The sequence below is a fragment of the Xanthomonas sp. NCPPB 1638 genome, from assembly GCF_041475635.2.
GTDB lineage: Bacteria > Pseudomonadota > Gammaproteobacteria > Xanthomonadales > Xanthomonadaceae > Xanthomonas > Xanthomonas cucurbitae.
This window is the reverse complement of sequence record NZ_CM192984.1, coordinates 3452284-3469988: the sequence shown is the minus strand read 5'-3', so window position 1 is coordinate 3469988 and position 17705 is coordinate 3452284. Positions and strand designations below refer to the sequence as shown.

Sequence of the window (17705 nt, the reverse complement as noted above, 5' to 3'; positions counted from 1 at the left end):
GAAACAGGGGCGGCAGCCACGGGCGGCACCATTGCAGGGCATCGGCAAGACGGCGTTCGCCGCTCGCTGATCGCGTGGCAGCGGTGTGCACCGTTGCTTGGCAATAGAGCTTGGGAGAGGCCTCTAATGCTGATGGTTCGCAATGCGCTCCGCCGTGGAGCGCTGTGGTTGCTGTGTGGTTGCATGGGCTGGGGTGCGGTACAGGCCGCACCGGTCGATGGACAACCACCCGGCCCGTACGATGTGCGCGTATTGACCGGCGGCATGGGGCTGACCAAGACGCTGGCGGCGCAGACACCATTGCTGGCCGCCGATGCGGACTGGAGCGTGTCCGGCTGGGTGCGGCCATCGCCTGCCATCAGCGGGCCGGCGTTGATTGCCGGGGTGGGCGATCCATCGGCCGCCGGGCGTTACTTCGCGATCGAACAGGGCAGGCTCGGCTTTGTGCAAGGGGGCGATGCGGTGCTGCGCAGCAGGCAGGCGTTGCCTGCGGGCGTGTGGACGCATGTGGCGGTGGTGGCGCGTGGTGGACGGCTGACCCTTTACGCCAATGGCCGCCAGGTTGCCAGCGGCAGCGTGCGTCAGGCCGCAGTTGCGCCGATGCTGGTCTTTGGTCCGCGCCAGCAACCGGCCGCCTACACGCAGCATTTCGGCGGCGAGATTGCCGGCTTCGCCGCGCATGCCGGCGCGCTGGAAGCCGCAGCCATCGTGCAGCAGGCGGCCAAGCGGCCGGAGTCGGCCTTGCAGCGTTTCGAGGAGGCATCGCCGGCGTGGCGTGTGCAGGTCAAGCAGATGACCGGCCAGGTCGCGCCACAGGCCGCCGCCACGTTGCCGCGCAGCGCCGCACCGTTTCCCGTGCCGGTGGCCAGGCCGGTCGTCGCGGCGCCCGTGCTGCAACCGCTGGACACCACTGCATGGCGCGTGGGTGGCTGGCAACTGGCGGCGGCCTCGGACCTCGGGAGCGCCACGGGTGCAGGCCTGTCGCGCGGCGATGAGGTGGCCGGCGTAGACACCTGGCATGTCGCCACGGTTCCAGGCACGGTGCTCACCACGCTGGTCGATCGCGGCGTGTATCCGGATCCGGATATCGGCCTCAACAACATGGCCATTCCCGAATCCCTGAGCCGCCAGGACTGGTGGTACCGCAGTCGTTTCGATCTGCCTGCTGCCGCACAGGGCAAGCGGTTGGAGCTGGTGTTCAACGGCATCAACTATGCCGGCGAGATCTGGGTCAACGGCGTCCAGCTCGGACGCACGCGCGGTGCCTTTGCGCGCGGGCGCTTCGATGTCAGCACGCAGCTCAGGCCTGGTCGCAATATCGTCGCGGTGCGCGTGTCGCCGCCGCCACATCCGGGCATCGCACACGAGCAGTCGATGGCCGCCGGGGTGGGCGAGAACGGCGGCATGCAGGCGCTGGACGGGCCCACCTTCATCGCCAGTGAGGGCTGGGACTGGATTCCGGCGGTGCGCGATCGCAATGCCGGGCTGTGGCAGGACGTGCAGCTGCATGCGAGCGGCCCGCTGGCGATCGGCGATGTCCAGGTGGTGACCGCCGGTCTGGCAGCGGATCACCGTCACGCCGAACTGGAGATCAACCTGCCGCTGCGCAACGACTCTGCCGCCGCAGTACAGGGCACGGTGCAGCTGGCATTAGGCGATATACACATCCAGCGCGAGGTGCGCGTGCCGGCCGGCGGCAGCACGCTAAAGCTGACCGCTGCCGATACGCCGCAGCTACGCATCGCCAATCCGCGGCTGTGGTGGCCCAACGGCTATGGCGAGCCGGCGCTGTACACCTTGCAGGTGGGGGTGGAAGTGGCGGGTGCGCAGTCGGACGCACAGCAGGTGCGTTTCGGCATTCGCCAGGTCAGCTACGAATTGTCGCTGTTCGATGAGGGCGGTGCGCTGCGGCGGGTGCTGGTGGATTTCAACCAGGCACGCCAACGCGGCGAGCGTATCGTGGATGTGCGTCACGAGGCGATCCATGCCGTTCCCGGCGGCAATGCGCAATCGCTGTATCCCGGCGCGCTCGGCTCGCCGGCGGTGCAGCCGCTGGACGACACCACGCTGGCGCCGCACCTGGTGCTGCGCATGAACGGGGTGCGGATCGCGGTGAAGGGCGGCAATTGGGGCATGGACGATTGGCGCAAGCGGGTATCGCGCGAGCGCCTGGAGCCGTACTTCCGCCTGCAGCGCGAGGCGCATTTCAACGTGGTACGCAACTGGGTTGGGCAGAACACGCAAGCCAGCTTCTTCGACCTTGCCGACGAATACGGCATGCTGGTCCTTAACGATTTCTGGCAGTCCACGCAGAACTACAACGTGGAGCCGGCCGATGCGGCGTTGTTCCTGGACAACGCGGCCGAGGTCATCCAGCGCTTCCGCAACCATCCTTCCATCGTGCTGTGGTTCGGTCGCAACGAGGGCGTGCCGGCTCCCATCCTCAATGAAGGGCTAGACAAGCTGGTTGCCGAACTGGACGGCACGCGCTGGTACACCGGCAGCTCCAACGAAATCAATCTGCAGAGCAGTGGGCCCTACAACTACCGCGAACCGACTGCCTACTTCACGGCGCTGGCGCAGGGGTTTTCGGTGGAAGTGGGAACGCCCTCGTTCTCCACACTCGAATCGTTCAAAGCCTCGGTTCCGACAGCGCCCGATCAGTGGCCGATCGGCGATGTCTGGGCCTACCACGACTGGCATCAGTCCGGTAACGGCGATACCGCCAGTTTCATGCGTTCGCTGACCGATAAACTGGGTGCGCCGACCGGCCTGGAGGACTTCGAGCGCAAGGCGCAATTGCTCAACTACGAAACCCATCGCGCCATCTTCGAAGGCTTCAACGCGCAGCTGTGGACCAGGAACAGCGGGCGGTTGTTGTGGATGAGCCATCCGGCCTGGCCCAGCAACATGTGGCAGATCTACAGCCACGATTACGACACCCACGCGGCGTATTACGGTGTGCGCAACGCGGCCGAAATGTTGCATGTGCAGATGAACCTGCCAGGGCACGAGGTGGTGGTGGTGAACAATGCCCCCACACCGGTTGCCAACCTGCGCGTGCGAGCAGAGATCTACTCGGCGCAAGGCGCGCTGCTGCAACAGCACGAACAAGCGCTGGACGCTGCAGCGGTGGCGGTGTCGGCACCGGTGCTGCAACTGGCGCCGGCGCTGCAGGCCACCGACGGATTGGGCTTCGTACGCCTGCAGCTACTGGACCACGATGGGCTGGTGCGGTCGCGCAACTTTTACTGGGTGGCGCGCGATGCGCAGGCCATGCGTGGTCTGGATGCACTGGCAACGGTGCCGGTGCAGATCGCTACCCGGCTCGACGACGCTGCCGAACCGGTGTTGCGCGCCAGCGTGCGCAATCGCTCGCCGCAGGTGGCATTGAATACCAAGCTGACGCTGGTCGATGCGCAAGGGCAGCGCATCCTGCCGGCGTACTACAGCGATAACTACCTGAGCCTGGTGCCCGGCGAACAGCGCGAGATCGAGATTCGCGGCCCGGCTGCCGCCGTCCTGCGCACTGCCCGGCTGCAGGTGCGCGGGTGGAACGTTGAACCTTCGACAGACGCGGGCAACGGATCGCCGTAGATGCGTCTGCGAGCTGAAGTGCCGTGGCGTGCACGGCATTCGCACTGACCTGCCGTGCGGTAGGTCAGCCAACACCGCAGTGCCTTGGCACTGCCATTCGAAACGGTCGTGGATTTGTCGTCATCCCTGGGAGGGGACCATGAACAAGCTGTCTCGCAGTACCCATCACACCCCATTGGCCGCCGCGCTGGCGGCGGCGCTTGCACTGGTGGCTGCACATGCTGCCGCGCAGGATGCGGGCACCGGCAACGGCGTCACCGAGCTGGACAAGATCCTGGTCAAGGGCGTGCGCGGCGCGCAGGCCGAGGCGATCGAGAACAAGCGCACCGCCGCGCAGATTATCGATTCGATCTCGGCTGAAGACATCGGCAAGCTGCCCGACGTCACCATCACCGACTCGCTGCAGCGGGTGCCGGGGGTGCAGATCCGGCGCTCGGCCGGCGAGGGCTCGCAGCTCAACATTCGTGGCATGCCGCAGGTGCAGACCACCATGAACGGCGAAATGTACCTGAGTGCCGGTGGCGGCGACCAGTACGGCCAGCCCAACATCGGCCGCGCGCAGCCGGATTTCGTCGACATTCCGCCGACGCTGTTCAGCGGTGTGGATGTCATCAAGTCACCCACTGCCGCGGATCTGGATGGCGGCATCAGCGGCACCGTCTCGCTGAAGACCCGTCGCCCGTTCGAATTGCCGGAAGGCTGGACCTTCAGCGGCCAGGCCGAGGGGTCGTACGGCGATCGCGTGCAGGAACCCAATCAGCTGTATTCGGGGTTGGCCAGCTTCCGCACCGAGCGCTGGGGCGCGTTGCTGGCGGTGTCCTACTCCGATGCCACGCTGGAGAACAAGCACCCCAGCGTGTATTCCAATGGCGCGCAGAAGTCCACCGAGCAGAACGTGGGCTTCGACTTCAACGGCGACGGCCGCATCGGTAGCAACACCGATCCGTCCAACCTGCCGCGCGATTATTTCTACAACTGGGTGGCCACCGAGCTGGACAACCGCAGCACCGATCGCCAGCGTACCGGCATCAATGGCTCGTTCCAGTTCAATATCAACGACTCCTGGACGGTGCTGGCCGATGCGGCCTACACCAAGCTCGAAGATCACGATACCTCGGTGGCCGCGCAGCTGCATACCGGCTGGGCGACCAATCAGTTGCAGCCGGGATCGGTGGTCGATCCCAACGGCGTGCTCGAGTACGGCCAATTCCGCTACAACCGCTTCCAGGCGCACTCCATGGCCGGCGTGGCTGATTCGGACGCGCTCAATACCAATCTGGAATTGCGCTACGACGACGGCGGCCCGTTCCGTGCCTCGTTCCGCTGGGTGCATGGCGATGCGCAGCGCACCTACGACGAAGCCCGCGCCGATGCGGTGGTGACGCGCGGCGACCGCATCACCCGCGCCGGTGGCGTCAGCCAATGGGCCAACGCCAACGGTTTGCCGGTGGTGGATGCCTCGGTGGATTTCCGCGGTACCTATCCGGCGGTCAATCTTGGTACCGACGTGTCCAATCCGGACAACTGGCAGCTGATGTCCACCTGGGCACAGGGCAACAAGATCGAAGCCACGATGGATGCGTTCCGCGCCGACGGCACGTTCGAGTTCGACGATGGCGTTGTTCGCGGCTTCCAGTTCGGCATCCGTTACGGCGAGCGCGATTTCAAACTGGACACCTATCGCTACCTGTCGCCGGTCTCCACCGCGTGTGCCGATCCGAACCGTTCGCTGTATTACTTCAAGGATCCGCTGATCGTCGACACCTGCAGCGGCGTGTCCGAGGCACGCCTGCTGCCATTCAATACCATCCCCGGCTATTGGGCCTACTTCAACGACTTCGATCCGCTCAAGGTCAACGGCCTGGGGCCGCAGGGGCTGCCGGCGATCAACCCGCAGGTGATGAAAGACCCGGTCGCCTATCTCAACAGCCTGTATCCGGGCAACGTGGCCTACCAGCAGGCCGCCGATTCCTATCAGGTCACCGAGAAGAGCAGCGCGGCGTACTTCCTCGCCAATCTGGAGGGTGGCATTGGTAGCCGCGTGCCGTGGACGGCCAATATCGGCGCGCGCATCGTGCAGACCAAGCTGGCGATCGATCAATACCTGAGCAGTGGCAATGTCTTTATCGGCAACGTCGAATGGAACGGCGTGAGTCCTGCGATCGGCACCAATCGCCTGAACCGGCAATACACCGACGTGTTGCCCAGTGCCAACCTGTCGCTGGACATCACCGACGCGCAGAAGCTGCGCTTTGCCTATAACAAGGCTGTGGCACGTCAGGACCTGCCCGATCTCGGTCGTGGCCTGGTGAGTTTCTACGCCGTCAACGGTACGCCGCCGCGCAATCCCGCATTGCCATCGGATGCGGTGCTGTTCCTCAATGGCCGCTCCGGCAATCCGGATCTGGATCCGTACCGCGCCACCAACTACAACGCCTCGTGGGAATGGTATTTCGCCGATGCCTCGCTGCTCAGCGTGGGTGCCTTCCTGATCGACGTGAAGTCCTTCCCCACCACCGTCACCAACATCGAGCCACTGCCCGATGCCGATGGCGTGGCACGCCTGGGCGGCCCGGTGGAGCGCATCGTCAATGGTGGTGGCGGCAAGATCAAGGGATTCGAGATCGGTTATCAGCAGGCCTTCGATTTCCTGCCAGGCTGGCTCAGCGGTTTCGGCACCAACCTCAACTACACGTTCTCCGATGCCGACACCGACAACACCGATATCCAGGGAAATACACTGCCGATCGGCGATAATTCCAGGCACCAGGCCAACGCGGTGCTGTGGTATCAGAAAGACAGATTGCAGGCGCGTGTGGCCTATAACTGGCGCAGCAAGCGCTTCAGCCAGATCAATAGCGGCGCATGGGGCGACAAGCTGGCAATCTGGAACGACGACGTGGGCTACCTGGATGCGTCGCTCAGCTACGACGTCAACGATCACCTCACGCTGTACGCCCAGGCCACCAACCTGACCGGGCAAAGCGAGCGTCGTTACGCGCAGTGGAGCAACCACTACTACGACCAGAACATCTTCGAGCGTCGTTACTACGCTGGCCTACGCCTGCGTTTCTGACCAGACCTGCCCTCGTGTGGCACGCCATTCTCGCGTGGCGTGCCACACAGGCTCTACCGTGTGTCCTCTCCAAGTGGTGATTGCGCGTTCTTCCCGTCGCCGGTTGTCCGGCGCTGCAGTACGCCCGGCGTCAACGCCGGGTACCCTCCCATTCGGTCGCATCGTCGGGAAGCGATGCGACCGTTTTTTGTGCGGAATGGCACGTCCGTTTGTGGCGTAATGCCCGCAGTCGAAATGTCGCCATGGACAGTCTCTGGATCTGTGTGCAAACGCAATGTTTGACGATTGCTTATGCCAGGTATGCGGCGTAGTTTCCGCCTGGCGAACACGATCACCCGTTCGCAGGCACAGCATCGATGCTGCTCGCTCAATCGCTCCCTGGAGACACTCCGAACATTACGCAGGCTGCCGTCGCGAAGATAATGTCGTCGCGATATCCAGGCCTTCGACGCGTCTGAGGTGACAGGCAAGTTTTCAGGAATCGGCAGCCATCCCAGGCTGCGCGTTGTCCTGGGCGCTGCCGACATAACTTCCAGAAATTCTCTTCGGCCGTGCGTCGATGGAGCGTTTTCGGCCGGCCTCGGAAACGATCCGACGAGTGTTTTGAACGACAAGGCAAGGCTGCCGAAAGGACGCGCCGCAATCCAACGTTCGTACCAACCATCCGAAGATCAATAAAGGTGAAGGTCATGACCAGGAAAGGCATTCGTCGCAATCTCAAGCGCTCGCTGGCGTTTTCGCTATTGGCAGTGAATCCGTTCGTGATCGGGGCGGTGGGCGCGCAAGCCCATGTCGACAATCCGTTCGTGGGTGCGAGCGGGTATGTCAATCCCGACTACGCCAAGAAGGTCGATGCATCGATTGCAAAGGTGAAAGGTGCGACGCTGAAGGCCCAGATGGGCGTGGTCAAGACCTATCCCACTGCGGTGTGGCTGGATCGCATTGCCGCGATCAGCGGCGGCTCCCAGAACGCCGGGCGGCTGGGGTTGCGCGGCCACCTGGATGCGGCCTTGGCACAGAAAAAGCCCAATATGCCGATCACCGCCAGCTTCGTCATCTACAACCTGCCGGGCCGCGATTGTCATGCACTTGCTTCCAATGGCGAGCTGCCGCTGACGCCGGCAGCGCTGGACCGTTACAAGAAAGAGTATATCGACGTCATTGCCGCGATCTTCGCCGATCCGAAGTACAAGGATATCCGCATCGTCAATGTGATCGAGCCGGACAGCTTGCCGAATCTGGTCACCAATTTGAACGACATGCGCTGCGCGCTGGCCAGCTCCACCGGTATTTACGAGGAGGGCGTCAAATACGCCATCAACAAGCTGCATGCCGTTTCCAATACCTACAACTATCTGGATATCGGGCACTCCGGCTGGTTGGGCTGGGACAGTAATCGTGGTCCATCGATTTCGCTGTATACCCGGGTGGTGCAGGGCACCAGTTCTGGCCTTGCGAGCGTGGATGGGTTCGTCACCAATACCGCCAATACCACGCCGTTGAACGAACCGAATCTCCCCAATCCCGATTTGAGCATCAACGGGCAGCCGATCAAGTCGTCGAAATACTACGAATGGAACCCATATTTCGACGAGACCGATTTTACCCAGGCCTTGTACAATGGCTTCGTCAGCGCGGGCTGGCCCAGCACCATCGGCTTCATCATCGATACGGGCCGCAATGGTTGGGGTGGGCCGAATCGTCCGAGTGGCGCGTTCGGGAACGACGTCACCAGCTACGTCAATTCCGGCCGCATCGATCGCCGTCTGCATCGTGGCAACTGGTGCAATCAGAAGGGCGCCGGCATTGGCGAGCTGCCCACGGCGGCGCCGGGTCCGCATCTGGATGCCTACGCCTGGGTCAAGCCACCGGGCGAATCCGATGGTTCCAGCTCACTCATCGCGAACAACGAGGGCAAGGGCTTCGACCGCATGTGCGATCCCACCTACACCACGGCCGATGGCGTGTTGACCGGTGCCTTCCCCAGCGCACCGATCTCCGGCGCCTGGTTCCACAACCAATTCGTGGAGCTGGTGAACAATGCGTACCCGGTGATCGCCACGGCCAGTGCGGCAACAGTGCGGCCTGCGCCGATCGCAGTGCCTGAGGCAACGCGTGGTCTCATCGCCACCGTCGGCGATCGCCGCGTCAAGCTGAGTTGGTCGCCGGTGATCGGTGCGAGCAGCTACACGGTGCAGCGTCGCAGTGGTGCCGGCATTGCGTTCACGACGGTGGCGTCCAATGTCGCTGGGGCTTCGTTCGTCGATCAGTCGGTCAATAATGTTGCCAGCTACGAGTATGTGGTCAGCGCCAACAATGCGGCAGGAATGGGTACGCCGTCGGCTGTGGTGCGCACCAAACCGAACAGGTGATGCGATCGGCTGGCGCCGGCATGCCGGTGCCAGCCGATGTGCGTGGCAGCTTGTGACTCCTGCGGTATCGCTGCGCTGAACGCATGTCGCATGAAAACCGAGGGTGGCTACCTGGCCACCTGCCTGCCATGGTTGCTTTCAGGTGACGCGAAGTTACGTGCTGCAGAACGAAAATGACTGCATTACGGTTTCTGCACTCTGACGAATCTGTGCGCGCACGCAATGTTCGTCGCTGAGTGCCGGGCGTATGTTGGCGTGGCGGGCGCGACCATTGCCGCTCGTGTGACACGTGATTGATTGTGCGCATCGCCCATCAGGGCAAACCACTCCCCAGAATAGGATGTCGCTCATGAAAATGCTGTTCTCGCTCAAGAACCTGCTCGCGTCCAACAAAAGCCTGAAGTCCTACTCCTGGTACATCTGGTACTGACCGCGCTGACCAGGGCGGCCGAAAACGCCTTGTATCCAGCGTGCTATTGGTAGTGTTCGCCCGCGCGAGGTGAGTGTTTTGCCGGACGCGGGTGTTATCGAAGCCGAGTGATCTCCATGTCTTTATCCAGTGCCGCTGAATGCGGCAGGCAGACTGTGTTCGCGCCGCGCCTGTTCGCGCTCCTGCGCGAGCACATGGGCAAGGAGATGTTTCGGCTGGACGGAGATACCGTTGGTGTTGCCGGGCCGACGCTGACACATCGGTTGCTCGATGCGCGTCCGGCGACCGAGGGCGAGCGGCCGACCTTCAAACCGTTACAGGGGCGATCGATCGCCCGCACGCATGCCTCCAAACTGATGCAAGCCATCGGGCGCGATGTACGCGAGGCATTGAAGCGCCCCATCGCGGCAGATGCGGATCTGGCAGGCCCGTGGCCGCATGTGGGCCATGTGTATTTGCGCGATCTGTTGCTGGGGGGCGATCCACTGCGGTTACGCGTGTTGATGGACCGCACGCTGGAGCTGACTCCCAAGCTGACCTGGGCGGTCATCGCTGCCGGTGCGATCACGCCACTCAGCTTGCAGGCCAATGCGTCAGCGCTTGCGACATTCACTGCTGCTGCAGATGGCTACCAGGCGCGTCGCTTCGCGATGGGCTTGTATCGACGAACTGCCGCGCCGGTGTGCTTCACCATTTCGACGCTGGTCGCCAATGCGCTCTGGCTGGGATCGCCCTTTGATCCTGGGAGTTCCAGCCGGAATATCGTCTACGAATCCTTACGGTTGTTGCCGCCGTCCTGGAATATCTTGCGCACTGCATCGCCGGAATATCCATTGCTCGATTCCCGCATCGGCGTGCAGGACGATGTATTGGTCCTGCCCTTGTTGAGTCACCGCGATCCTGCGTTGTGGGAATCTCCCGACGCATTTCGTCCTGAGCGTTGGGACCAGCTGGATCCAGATGACCTGCCCGGCTATCTTCCGTTCGGTCATGCCTCGGAGCGTTGTTGGGGCAGGCACATGGTGATGCCCCTGGCCGAACAGTTGTTGGATAGGCTGCGTGCTCAGGGATTGGCTGTCAGCCCACGGCAACGCCGGGCGCAGGTACCCTTGGCAGGCTTGTTGGGTGTGTCAGAGGTTGACGTCGTGCGTAGCTAGTGCACCTTGCTTGCAAGGTGACCGCGCTGCATCGGCAAAATGGATGATCGCAGAGGTGCTTCTGTCTGCCCGGTGCACCTACGCGTGCAGTCGCCACGGTCACCCCAACGGCCAATGGGTGCGCGCCAATCCATCAGCCTTTCGCTGGCGCAGCCGTCGAAGCGCGCTTGACCACGGTGTATTTCATGACCTGGTGCACGCCGTCTGCGGCAACACCCTTGCGCCGCTGGCGGATGGCGTCGGCCAGCAACGAGACGGCGGCGCGCCCCATCGCCGCCACCGGTTGATGCACGGTGGTGAGTTCGGGCCAGATGGTGGTGGCCACCGGTGTGTCGTCAAATCCCGCCACCGAGACGTCCTCGGGCACGCGCAGCCCCAGCCCGTGCGCAACGGCGACGGTGGCGGCAGCCATGTCGTCGTTGCTGCAGAAGATGGCGGTGGGTGGCTGCGGCCGGGCGAGCAGGCCGTGTGCAGCGATCAGGCCGGAGCGGTAGGTGAACAGGCCGTCTGCGATCAGTTCATCGACAATCGCCAGCCCTGCCGCCTGCAGGCTGTCGAGGTAGCCGCTGGCACGCAATGCGCTGGGTGTGTGTTTCGGGTCGCCTTTGACCAGGGCGATGCGCCGGTGCCCGAGCTCGATCAGGTGGCACACGATGGCACGCGCAGCCTGGTAATCGTCGATGCGTACCGAACTGATCTGCGCCATCGGCGCGCCGCTGGCCACGGCCACCACGGGAATGCCGCGTGCATCCAGTTCGGCAATGGTCTGGCGCGAATCGCACAGCGGTGGCGGCAGGATCACGCCATCCACGCCGGCCGCCAGCAGGCGCTCGGTAGCGGCGCGCTGGCTGCGGATGGCGCCGCATTTTTCCACCAGCACCTGGCTGCCATTGAGGCTGCTCTGCTCGAGCAGCCCCAGCATGAATTGATTGAGGTAGGCCGCGCTGGGGTTGCTGTACAGCACGCCGATCCGCAGCAGGCCGCTGGTACGCAACGAGCGGCCGGCCAGATTGGGCCGGTAGCCCAACGCCTGCACCGATGCTTCCACCCGCGCCCGCATGTCCTGGCCGACATGCGGGTGCCGGTTGATGACGCGCGATGCGGTCATCGGCGACACACCGGCGTGTTTGGCGACGTCAAGCAAGGTCGCCGCATTGTTCGCACTGCGTTGCCGCCTGGCCACCATGGTGTGTGCTCGTCCTGGAGTAGAAGCGCAAGCGTGCAACGCGGTGCCAGCTTACTCGTTCGGCGGCTGCACGGCGCTGGCGCGGCTGCCGAAATCGCCATCGGCTTCGGCCGCCAGATACGCGAACACGGTGTAGGCGGCCACGTTCTGCGCCAGTGCCTTCGGGTCGATCTTGTCCAGCGTGTCGTCGGCGGTATGGTGCAGGTCGAAGTAGTCGGTGCCATCCTGCGCCAGCCATCCCCAGGCGCCACCCTTGGCGGAAATCGGCCCGACATCCGGGCCGGGGCCGCCCTTGCTCGGCTCATACGCGATGCCCAGCGGCGCAAGCACGTCGGCGATCTGCTTGGTCGCTGCCCGCGAGTCCTCTGGCGCAGCCGCGCCGGTATTGAATGCATAGATGCGCCCGGCACCGAAGTCGCTCTCTGCGCCGATCTGATGCAGCGCCATGTCCTTGGCATCGTTGCCGTGCGCCGCGGCATACGCCTTGCCGCCGTACAAGCCCTGTTCTTCGTTGGCGAAGGCCACCACGCGGATGCTGCGCTTGGGCGCCTGCTTGAGTTGCCCGATCAGGTGGCCTGCCGCCATGGTGATCGCCACGCCGGCGCCGTCGTCGATCGCGCCGGTGCCCAGATCCCATGAATCCAGGTGCCCGCCGATCACCACCACTTCCTTGGGCTTGCTGCGGCCGGTGATCTCGCCGATCACGTTGTACGAAGTCGCGGTGCCGTCCCAGCCGCAATCCAGTGCCAGACGGATGCGTGTGGCACCCAAGGCAGCAAGGCGGGCGAGCTGGTTGGCATCGGGCACCGACAAGGCCGCTGCCGGCACCGGGGTGAGTCCTTCGTCGAACCGGGTGATGCCGGTATGCGGCACGCGGTGCGAATCGGTGCCGGCCGAGCGCATCACGAATCCAATCGCGCCCTTGCGGATCGCTTCCGACGGCCCCTTGCTGCGCACCGCGCCGCCATTGCCGTAATCCTTGCCGTCGCGCGCCTTGACCATCTGGTAGTCGACGAAGGCGATCTTGCCGGCCAGCGAGCCGGCAGGCGCGGCCTGCAACGCGGCAAGATTCTCAAAGCGCACCACCTCGCCTTCAACACTGCCGCCCGGGCTGCCGCCCAACGCGGTGATGGTCAGCGGTTGCGCGTGCGCGCCGAGCACGGCGGCGTGTTCGCTACGACGTTCCCACTTGGGAAAGGTCACCGGCTCGGTCCACACCTTGTCAAAGCCCAGCGACTGGAACTTGGCCTTGGCCCAGGCCACGGCACGCGGGTCGGCCTCGCCCCCGGCGAGGCGAGGCCCCACCTCGGTGGTCAGCGATTGCACCACTGCAAAGCCGGTGTTGTCGGCCAGCGCCTGCTCGCGCAGCTGCGCGGCGGTACGCAGCGCGCTGTCGGGGATGGTGGTCTGTGCGGCACAGGCGGACGCGCAGGCGAGCAGGGCGGAGATGGCAACGGCGAGGCGACGCATGCAGGGCGGCTCCAAACGACAAAGGGAACCCCGAGCTTATCAGCGCAAGGTCCCCCGTCTGCGTGCGAAAGGTCATCCTTCTGCGCGAAGCGCGCAATGGATGCGCCTGGTCAGGGCGTGGTCGGCGGCTTGAGCGTGTCGTTCTTGAGCGAGTCGCGGATCTCGCGCAACAACAGCACTTCTTCGCTTGGGCCCTTGGGGGCGTCCGGCTTGCGATGGCTGAGGCGGTTAATCAGCTTGACCACCATGAAGATCGCAAACGCGACGATGACGAACTGCACAACGGTGTTGATGAAGTCGCCATAGCCGACCACCACCGCCGGAATCTCCTTGCCGGCGGCATCCAGCTCGGCTGGCTTGAGTACCCATGCCAGCCGCGAAAAATCCACGTTGCCGATGGCCCAGCCGATTGGCGGCATGATGATTTTTTCGACAAGCGCGGTGACGATCTTGCCGAACGCCGCACCGATGACCACACCGACCGCAAGATCGATGACATTGCCGCGCATCGCGAATTGCTTGAACTCGCTGACCATTGCCATAAGTGTTCTCCAGATGCAGTTGCGGACCCACTGCCGCTATGCCGAGCGTAGCCCGGCCGATGTCAGCCGGCGATGATGCCGTGGCGTTCGGCCACGTTTTCCAGGCGCGCACTGAAGTGATCGCCCGGCAGCAACGGGCCGACGCCGGCCGGGGTGCCCATGAAGATCAGATCGCCCGCGCGCAAGGCGTAGAGCTTGGACAACTCGTGCAGGATTTCTGGCACGTTCCAGATCATCTGGTCCAGCAGCGACTGCTGGCGCACCTGTCCATTGATCTCCAGCGACAGGTTCAATGCCTCCAGTGCACCCACTTCGCCGGCATGCACCAACTCGCTGATGGGTGCGGAATGGTCGAAGCCCTTGGCCGTATCCCACGGCAGCCCCTTGGCCTTGGCAGCGGCCTGCAGATCGCGCCGGGTCAGGTCCAGGCCCACGCCATAGCCGTAGATCAGCGCCTCGGCCTGGTCCAGCGGCAATAGCCCGGCAGGCGCATCGCTGCCCAGCGCCACCACTAGCTCCACTTCGTGATGTAGCTCCTTGGTGCCGGGCGGGTAGGGGATGTGGTCGCCATGACCGACCACGATGGCGTCGGCAGGCTTCATGAAGAAGGTCGGCTGCCCGCGTTCGGCCTTGGAGGCCGGCGCACTGGCGCCCATCTCACGCGCGTGGTCGGCGAAGTTGCGGCCGACACAATAGATGCGGTGCACCGGAAACGTCCCGCCGCCGACTACCGGAATGCGCGGAACATCGGTGGCGGGAATCACATCGTGGGTCATGCGCGCATCCTCGGAACGGGACGCGTGAGTCTAGCCGCTACGCCGTGCAACACGGAACCTTCGCTGCTGAAACGCGGGACGCATCATCGGCCCACTTCGCGCCATTGGGTTGGTCAGGCTGCGGCCAAACGCAAATAGACATGTGCAAAGACATGCCGATCGATCATGCAGCGCGACAGCCCGACTCCAGGCGCGGCCGGAACGCAGCGCTAGCGCTGGTGCTCAGTGCGACAACGGCAACGCGGGCTTGCGCACCACGCGGTACTCGGCTTCGACCACGCGCGCCTGCGGCGACGGACGGCGGTTGGCCTTGCTCAACAGCTTCCAGGCGATGCCGCCCAGGATCATCGCCGCGCCAACGAACACGCTGAAGAAGATCAGCACTGCCAGGATAGCCAGTCCAGCAAGGCCCGCCGCAATGCGCACCAACGGATGGCGCGGCTTGCGTGGCGCAAACAGGTGATGGAGATTGCCGAATTGGAACAGACGTGCAGACATGGCGGTGGGCTGCCGGGCAGGAAACAAGGGCGCAGTATCGTTGCGGTTTCATGTCATTGAGTGAAAACTTCGTTAATTCAACACGCGTTTTGTTAAATGCATCACGCTGGGTGTGCTAACCGACGTCTACCGTGAGCATCCATTGGCTTGGCTGCTGCCGGGCTATCGGCACCGAGCCGCTGCCAGCCTTGCGCAGGCGTGGCAGGACGCGCATGCCACAATCGGCGGCCCGTTCCCGACTCCGCCGTGGCCCATGCCCTCGTCCTCACCCACCACGCTCGCCCGCCTGGCGCAGATTCCCGATGCCGGATTCCTGGAGGTGGAAGCGACCTGGGAGCAGGCCAGCGAATCGCTGGTGCTGTACCGCGAGGGTGCGCAGGTACGTGCCTGGTTGAACGTCTGCCCGCATGCCGGCCGGCGGCTGGACTGGGCGCCAGGCCAGTTCCTCAAGACCAAGGAAGGGCATCTGGTCTGCGCCGCACATGGGGCCGCCTTCGAACTGACTGCCGGGGAGTGCATCAGCGGTCCCTGCCGCGGCCAATCGCTGGTGGCGGTGCCGGTGCGCGTCGATGGCGAACAGGTGGTGCTGGGATAACTGCGGTCGATAGCGCGGCAGTACAGCGAGCAGGTGCGGACGGAAGTCAGCTTCGAGCGGATGGCGCACCCGATACGCCGCACCGCGCCTGCGCCCTAGCGTGCGGCCCACCAGAACATCAGGTTGATGACCGACACCATCACCACGATGTAGATCAGCGACAGCGGTGCGCCCACGCGCCATAGCTCGCGCGGCTGATAGTTGGCCGGGCCGGCCACCATCGAGATCACCGGGTTGGAGGCGGTCATCAGGTTGTTCGACGCCGACAACGCCACGATCAGCGCGAACGCCGTGGGATTGCCGTTGGCCGCCAATGCCAGGTTCACCGCAATCGGCACCATCACGATGGTCGCCCCGACATGGCTGATGACCAGCGAAAACGCGGTGGTCAGCAGTGCCAGGCTGATTTCCAGTGCCCACACCGGAATGCCTTCGGGCAGGCGATCGATGGTGTGGCCGGCTACCCAGGCGGCAGTGCCACTGCTGTCCATTGCCCAGCCCAGCGGAATCAGCCCGGCCATCATGAAGATGGTCTTCCAGTTGATCGAGGCATAGGCCTCGTCCATGCGCAGCACGCCGCTGACCAGCATGCAGGCCACCCCGGTCATCAGCGTCAGCGCCACTGGCAGGCGCGAGGTCAGCGCGATCAGGAAGGTGAAGGCGAAGATCGCCATGGCGATCTTGAACTTGTGCGGGCGCTGCTCGCCTTTCGGGAAGTCGGTCACCGGCACGAAATCGCGGCTTTCCGCCGCCTGCGCCAGATCCTGCCAGATGCTGTGGAACACCAGCATGTCGCCGGCCCGCAGCGGCACCTTGCGCACGTCCTCGCGGATGACCTGCTTGTCGCGGTTGATCGCCAGCAGGCTGATGCCGGACTGCTTGCGCAGCCGCAGTTCGCCAGCGCTCTTGCCGATCAACCGCGAGTTGGGCGGGATCACCGCTTCGGAAATGCCGGCAAGGCTCGGGTTGAACAGGTCGCCCAAGTTGCGCAGCCGCGAGGACATGCGCAGGAAGTGGTTCTGTGCAAAGTCGGCCACGTCCTGGCGCTGGCCCATCGCCCCCAGCACGCTGCCGACCCAGATGCGCATGTCCGCCGGCGGTGCCAGACGGGTGTCGTTGCCGGTCTTCAGCGCCAGCAGCAGCGGCGCATCGTGCAAGGCCTCGGCTTCGCCCAGGGTCATGCCGACCAGCGGGCTTTCGGCGGTGACGATGAGTTCGAACACATCGCCATCGATGCCGTAGGTCTTGGCGAAGTAGCTTTCGGTCCGCGAGGGGGTAACGCCTTCGTTAATCAGGCGCTCCTCCTCGATCAGCTTGCGATCGCCATAGAAGCGGAAATACAGCAGCGCGGCGATCAGCAAGGCCAGACCGATCGGCAGCGGCGCGAACATCGTCAGCGGCTCGATGCTGGCCATGCCCGAGGGCAGGTTGTTGTTGGCCGACACCAGCAGGTCGTTGAGCAGGATCAATGGCGAATTGCCCACCATGGTGAGCGCACCGCCCATCACGATGGCTGCGGCGATCGGCAACAACAAGCGCTGCAGGGTGAGCCCGGTGCGCGCGGCCAGCCGCGAGGCCACCGGCAGGTACAAGGCCATCACCGAGGGGTTTTGCATGAATGACGAGTTCAAGCCGGAGATGGCCAGCGTCATCATCATCAGCCGCTGCTCGCTGCCGTGCGAGCGCCGCAGCAGCCAGCTGGCCAGCCGGTTCAGCGCGCCGGTACGCTCCAGCCCCGCACCAAGGATGGTGGTGGCGATGATGCTCATCACCGCGTTACCGGAAAAACCGCCGAACAACTCTTCCGGCGCCACCAGCCCGGTGACGCCCAGCACCACCAGCACGATCAACGCCACCACATCGGCACGGATGCGCTCGAACAGAAACATCGCCATCGTGAAACCAACCAGCCCGAGGACGAGCTTCATATCGTTGGTCAGCGTCAGCGCGGTGTCCATTGGGGGCTGGGAATGGGGAGTCGGGAATGGGGAATGGGGAAAAGCGGG

12 protein-coding genes are annotated in these 17705 nt (G+C 64.2%); 6 read left to right on the top strand and 6 right to left on the bottom strand.

All coding sequences use genetic code 11. The features are described 5' to 3' along the window. The first annotated feature begins 126 nt into the window (after nucleotides 1–126). The 5 genes from ACCQ13_RS15050 (at nucleotide 127) to ACCQ13_RS15030 (ending at nucleotide 10632) form a co-directional block, all read left to right on the top strand. Nucleotides 127–3597 carry a glycosyl hydrolase 2 galactose-binding domain-containing protein gene (locus tag ACCQ13_RS15050; protein ID WP_159407473.1) on the top strand — a complete coding sequence of 1157 codons (3471 nt, stop codon included), beginning with the start codon at nucleotides 127–129 and terminating at the stop codon, nucleotides 3595–3597. Nucleotides 3598–3736: 139 nt separating this feature from the next. Further along, on the top strand, nucleotides 3737–6673 hold the full coding sequence (locus tag ACCQ13_RS15045; protein ID WP_104603422.1) for a TonB-dependent receptor: 2937 nt from the start codon (nucleotides 3737–3739) through the stop codon (nucleotides 6671–6673). A gap of 689 nt (nucleotides 6674–7362) precedes the next feature. After that, nucleotides 7363–9045 (top strand): glycoside hydrolase family 6 protein, encoded by a 1683-nt coding sequence (locus ACCQ13_RS15040; RefSeq protein ID WP_372372297.1) that lies wholly within the window; start codon nucleotides 7363–7365, stop codon nucleotides 9043–9045. A 340-nt stretch (nucleotides 9046–9385) separates the two neighbouring features. Next, nucleotides 9386–9475, top strand: a complete 90-nt coding sequence (locus ACCQ13_RS15035; RefSeq protein WP_218956274.1) for a tryptorubin family RiPP precursor — start codon at nucleotides 9386–9388, stop codon at nucleotides 9473–9475. Between the two features lie 116 nt (nucleotides 9476–9591). Further along, a complete protein-coding gene (locus tag ACCQ13_RS15030; RefSeq protein WP_372372423.1) occupies nucleotides 9592–10632 on the top strand; it encodes a cytochrome P450 in 1041 nt (346 codons plus the stop codon). Between the two features lie 133 nt (nucleotides 10633–10765). Here ACCQ13_RS15030 and ACCQ13_RS15025 read toward each other — a convergent pair whose 3' ends face one another. The 5 genes from ACCQ13_RS15025 to ACCQ13_RS15005 all read right to left on the bottom strand — a co-directional run bounded on the left by ACCQ13_RS15025 (nucleotide 10766) and on the right by ACCQ13_RS15005 (nucleotide 15104). Beyond that, nucleotides 10766–11818 (bottom strand): LacI family DNA-binding transcriptional regulator, encoded by a 1053-nt coding sequence (locus ACCQ13_RS15025; protein WP_372372296.1) that lies wholly within the window; start codon nucleotides 11816–11818, stop codon nucleotides 10766–10768. 51 nt (nucleotides 11819–11869) lie between these two features. Further along, entirely contained in the window at nucleotides 11870–13288 is a 1419-nt protein-coding gene (locus tag ACCQ13_RS15020) for a M28 family peptidase (RefSeq protein ID WP_372372295.1), read from the bottom strand. Nucleotides 13289–13398: 110 nt separating this feature from the next. Next, a complete protein-coding gene (gene mscL, locus ACCQ13_RS15015) occupies nucleotides 13399–13830 on the bottom strand; it encodes a large-conductance mechanosensitive channel protein MscL (RefSeq protein ID WP_372372294.1) in 432 nt (143 codons plus the stop codon). A gap of 62 nt (nucleotides 13831–13892) precedes the next feature. Next, nucleotides 13893–14606, bottom strand: a complete 714-nt coding sequence (locus tag ACCQ13_RS15010) for a fumarylacetoacetate hydrolase family protein (protein ID WP_372372293.1) — start codon at nucleotides 14604–14606, stop codon at nucleotides 13893–13895. A 222-nt stretch (nucleotides 14607–14828) separates the two neighbouring features. Beyond that, entirely contained in the window at nucleotides 14829–15104 is a 276-nt protein-coding gene (locus ACCQ13_RS15005) for a hypothetical protein (protein WP_104603428.1), read from the bottom strand. Between the two features lie 253 nt (nucleotides 15105–15357). On the opposite strand from ACCQ13_RS15005, the gene ACCQ13_RS15000 reads away from it, so the two are divergent. Beyond that, nucleotides 15358–15699: a Rieske (2Fe-2S) protein gene (locus tag ACCQ13_RS15000; RefSeq protein ID WP_104603439.1), complete on the top strand. Its 342-nt coding sequence runs from the start codon at nucleotides 15358–15360 to the stop codon at nucleotides 15697–15699. A 95-nt stretch (nucleotides 15700–15794) separates the two neighbouring features. Here ACCQ13_RS15000 and ACCQ13_RS14995 read toward each other — a convergent pair whose 3' ends face one another. Then, nucleotides 15795–17657 (bottom strand): SLC13 family permease, encoded by a 1863-nt coding sequence (locus ACCQ13_RS14995; RefSeq protein WP_104603429.1) that lies wholly within the window; start codon nucleotides 17655–17657, stop codon nucleotides 15795–15797. Between the last annotated feature and the right edge of the window lie 48 nt (nucleotides 17658–17705).

Excerpts from the sequence above, each read along its gene's own strand:
- ACCQ13_RS15035 (WP_218956274.1), top strand. The coding sequence starts at position 9,386 with ATGTCGCTCATGAAAATGCTGTTCTCGCTCAAGAACCTGCTCGCGTCC.
- ACCQ13_RS14995 (WP_104603429.1), bottom strand. The coding sequence starts at position 17,657 with ATGGACACCGCGCTGACGCTGACCAACGATATGAAGCTCGTCCTCGGG.
- ACCQ13_RS15000 (WP_104603439.1), top strand. The coding sequence starts at position 15,358 with ATGCCCTCGTCCTCACCCACCACGCTCGCCCGCCTGGCGCAGATTCCC.
- ACCQ13_RS15010 (WP_372372293.1), bottom strand. The coding sequence starts at position 14,606 with ATGACCCACGATGTGATTCCCGCCACCGATGTTCCGCGCATTCCGGTA.
- ACCQ13_RS15020 (WP_372372295.1), bottom strand. The coding sequence starts at position 13,288 with ATGCGTCGCCTCGCCGTTGCCATCTCCGCCCTGCTCGCCTGCGCGTCC.
- ACCQ13_RS15005 (WP_104603428.1), bottom strand. The coding sequence starts at position 15,104 with ATGTCTGCACGTCTGTTCCAATTCGGCAATCTCCATCACCTGTTTGCG.
- mscL (WP_372372294.1), bottom strand. The coding sequence starts at position 13,830 with ATGGCAATGGTCAGCGAGTTCAAGCAATTCGCGATGCGCGGCAATGTC.
- ACCQ13_RS15025 (WP_372372296.1), bottom strand. The coding sequence starts at position 11,818 with ATGGTGGCCAGGCGGCAACGCAGTGCGAACAATGCGGCGACCTTGCTT.
- ACCQ13_RS15045 (WP_104603422.1), top strand. The coding sequence starts at position 3,737 with ATGAACAAGCTGTCTCGCAGTACCCATCACACCCCATTGGCCGCCGCG.
- ACCQ13_RS15030 (WP_372372423.1), top strand. The coding sequence starts at position 9,592 with ATGTCTTTATCCAGTGCCGCTGAATGCGGCAGGCAGACTGTGTTCGCG.
- ACCQ13_RS15040 (WP_372372297.1), top strand. The coding sequence starts at position 7,363 with ATGACCAGGAAAGGCATTCGTCGCAATCTCAAGCGCTCGCTGGCGTTT.
- ACCQ13_RS15050 (WP_159407473.1), top strand. The coding sequence starts at position 127 with ATGCTGATGGTTCGCAATGCGCTCCGCCGTGGAGCGCTGTGGTTGCTG.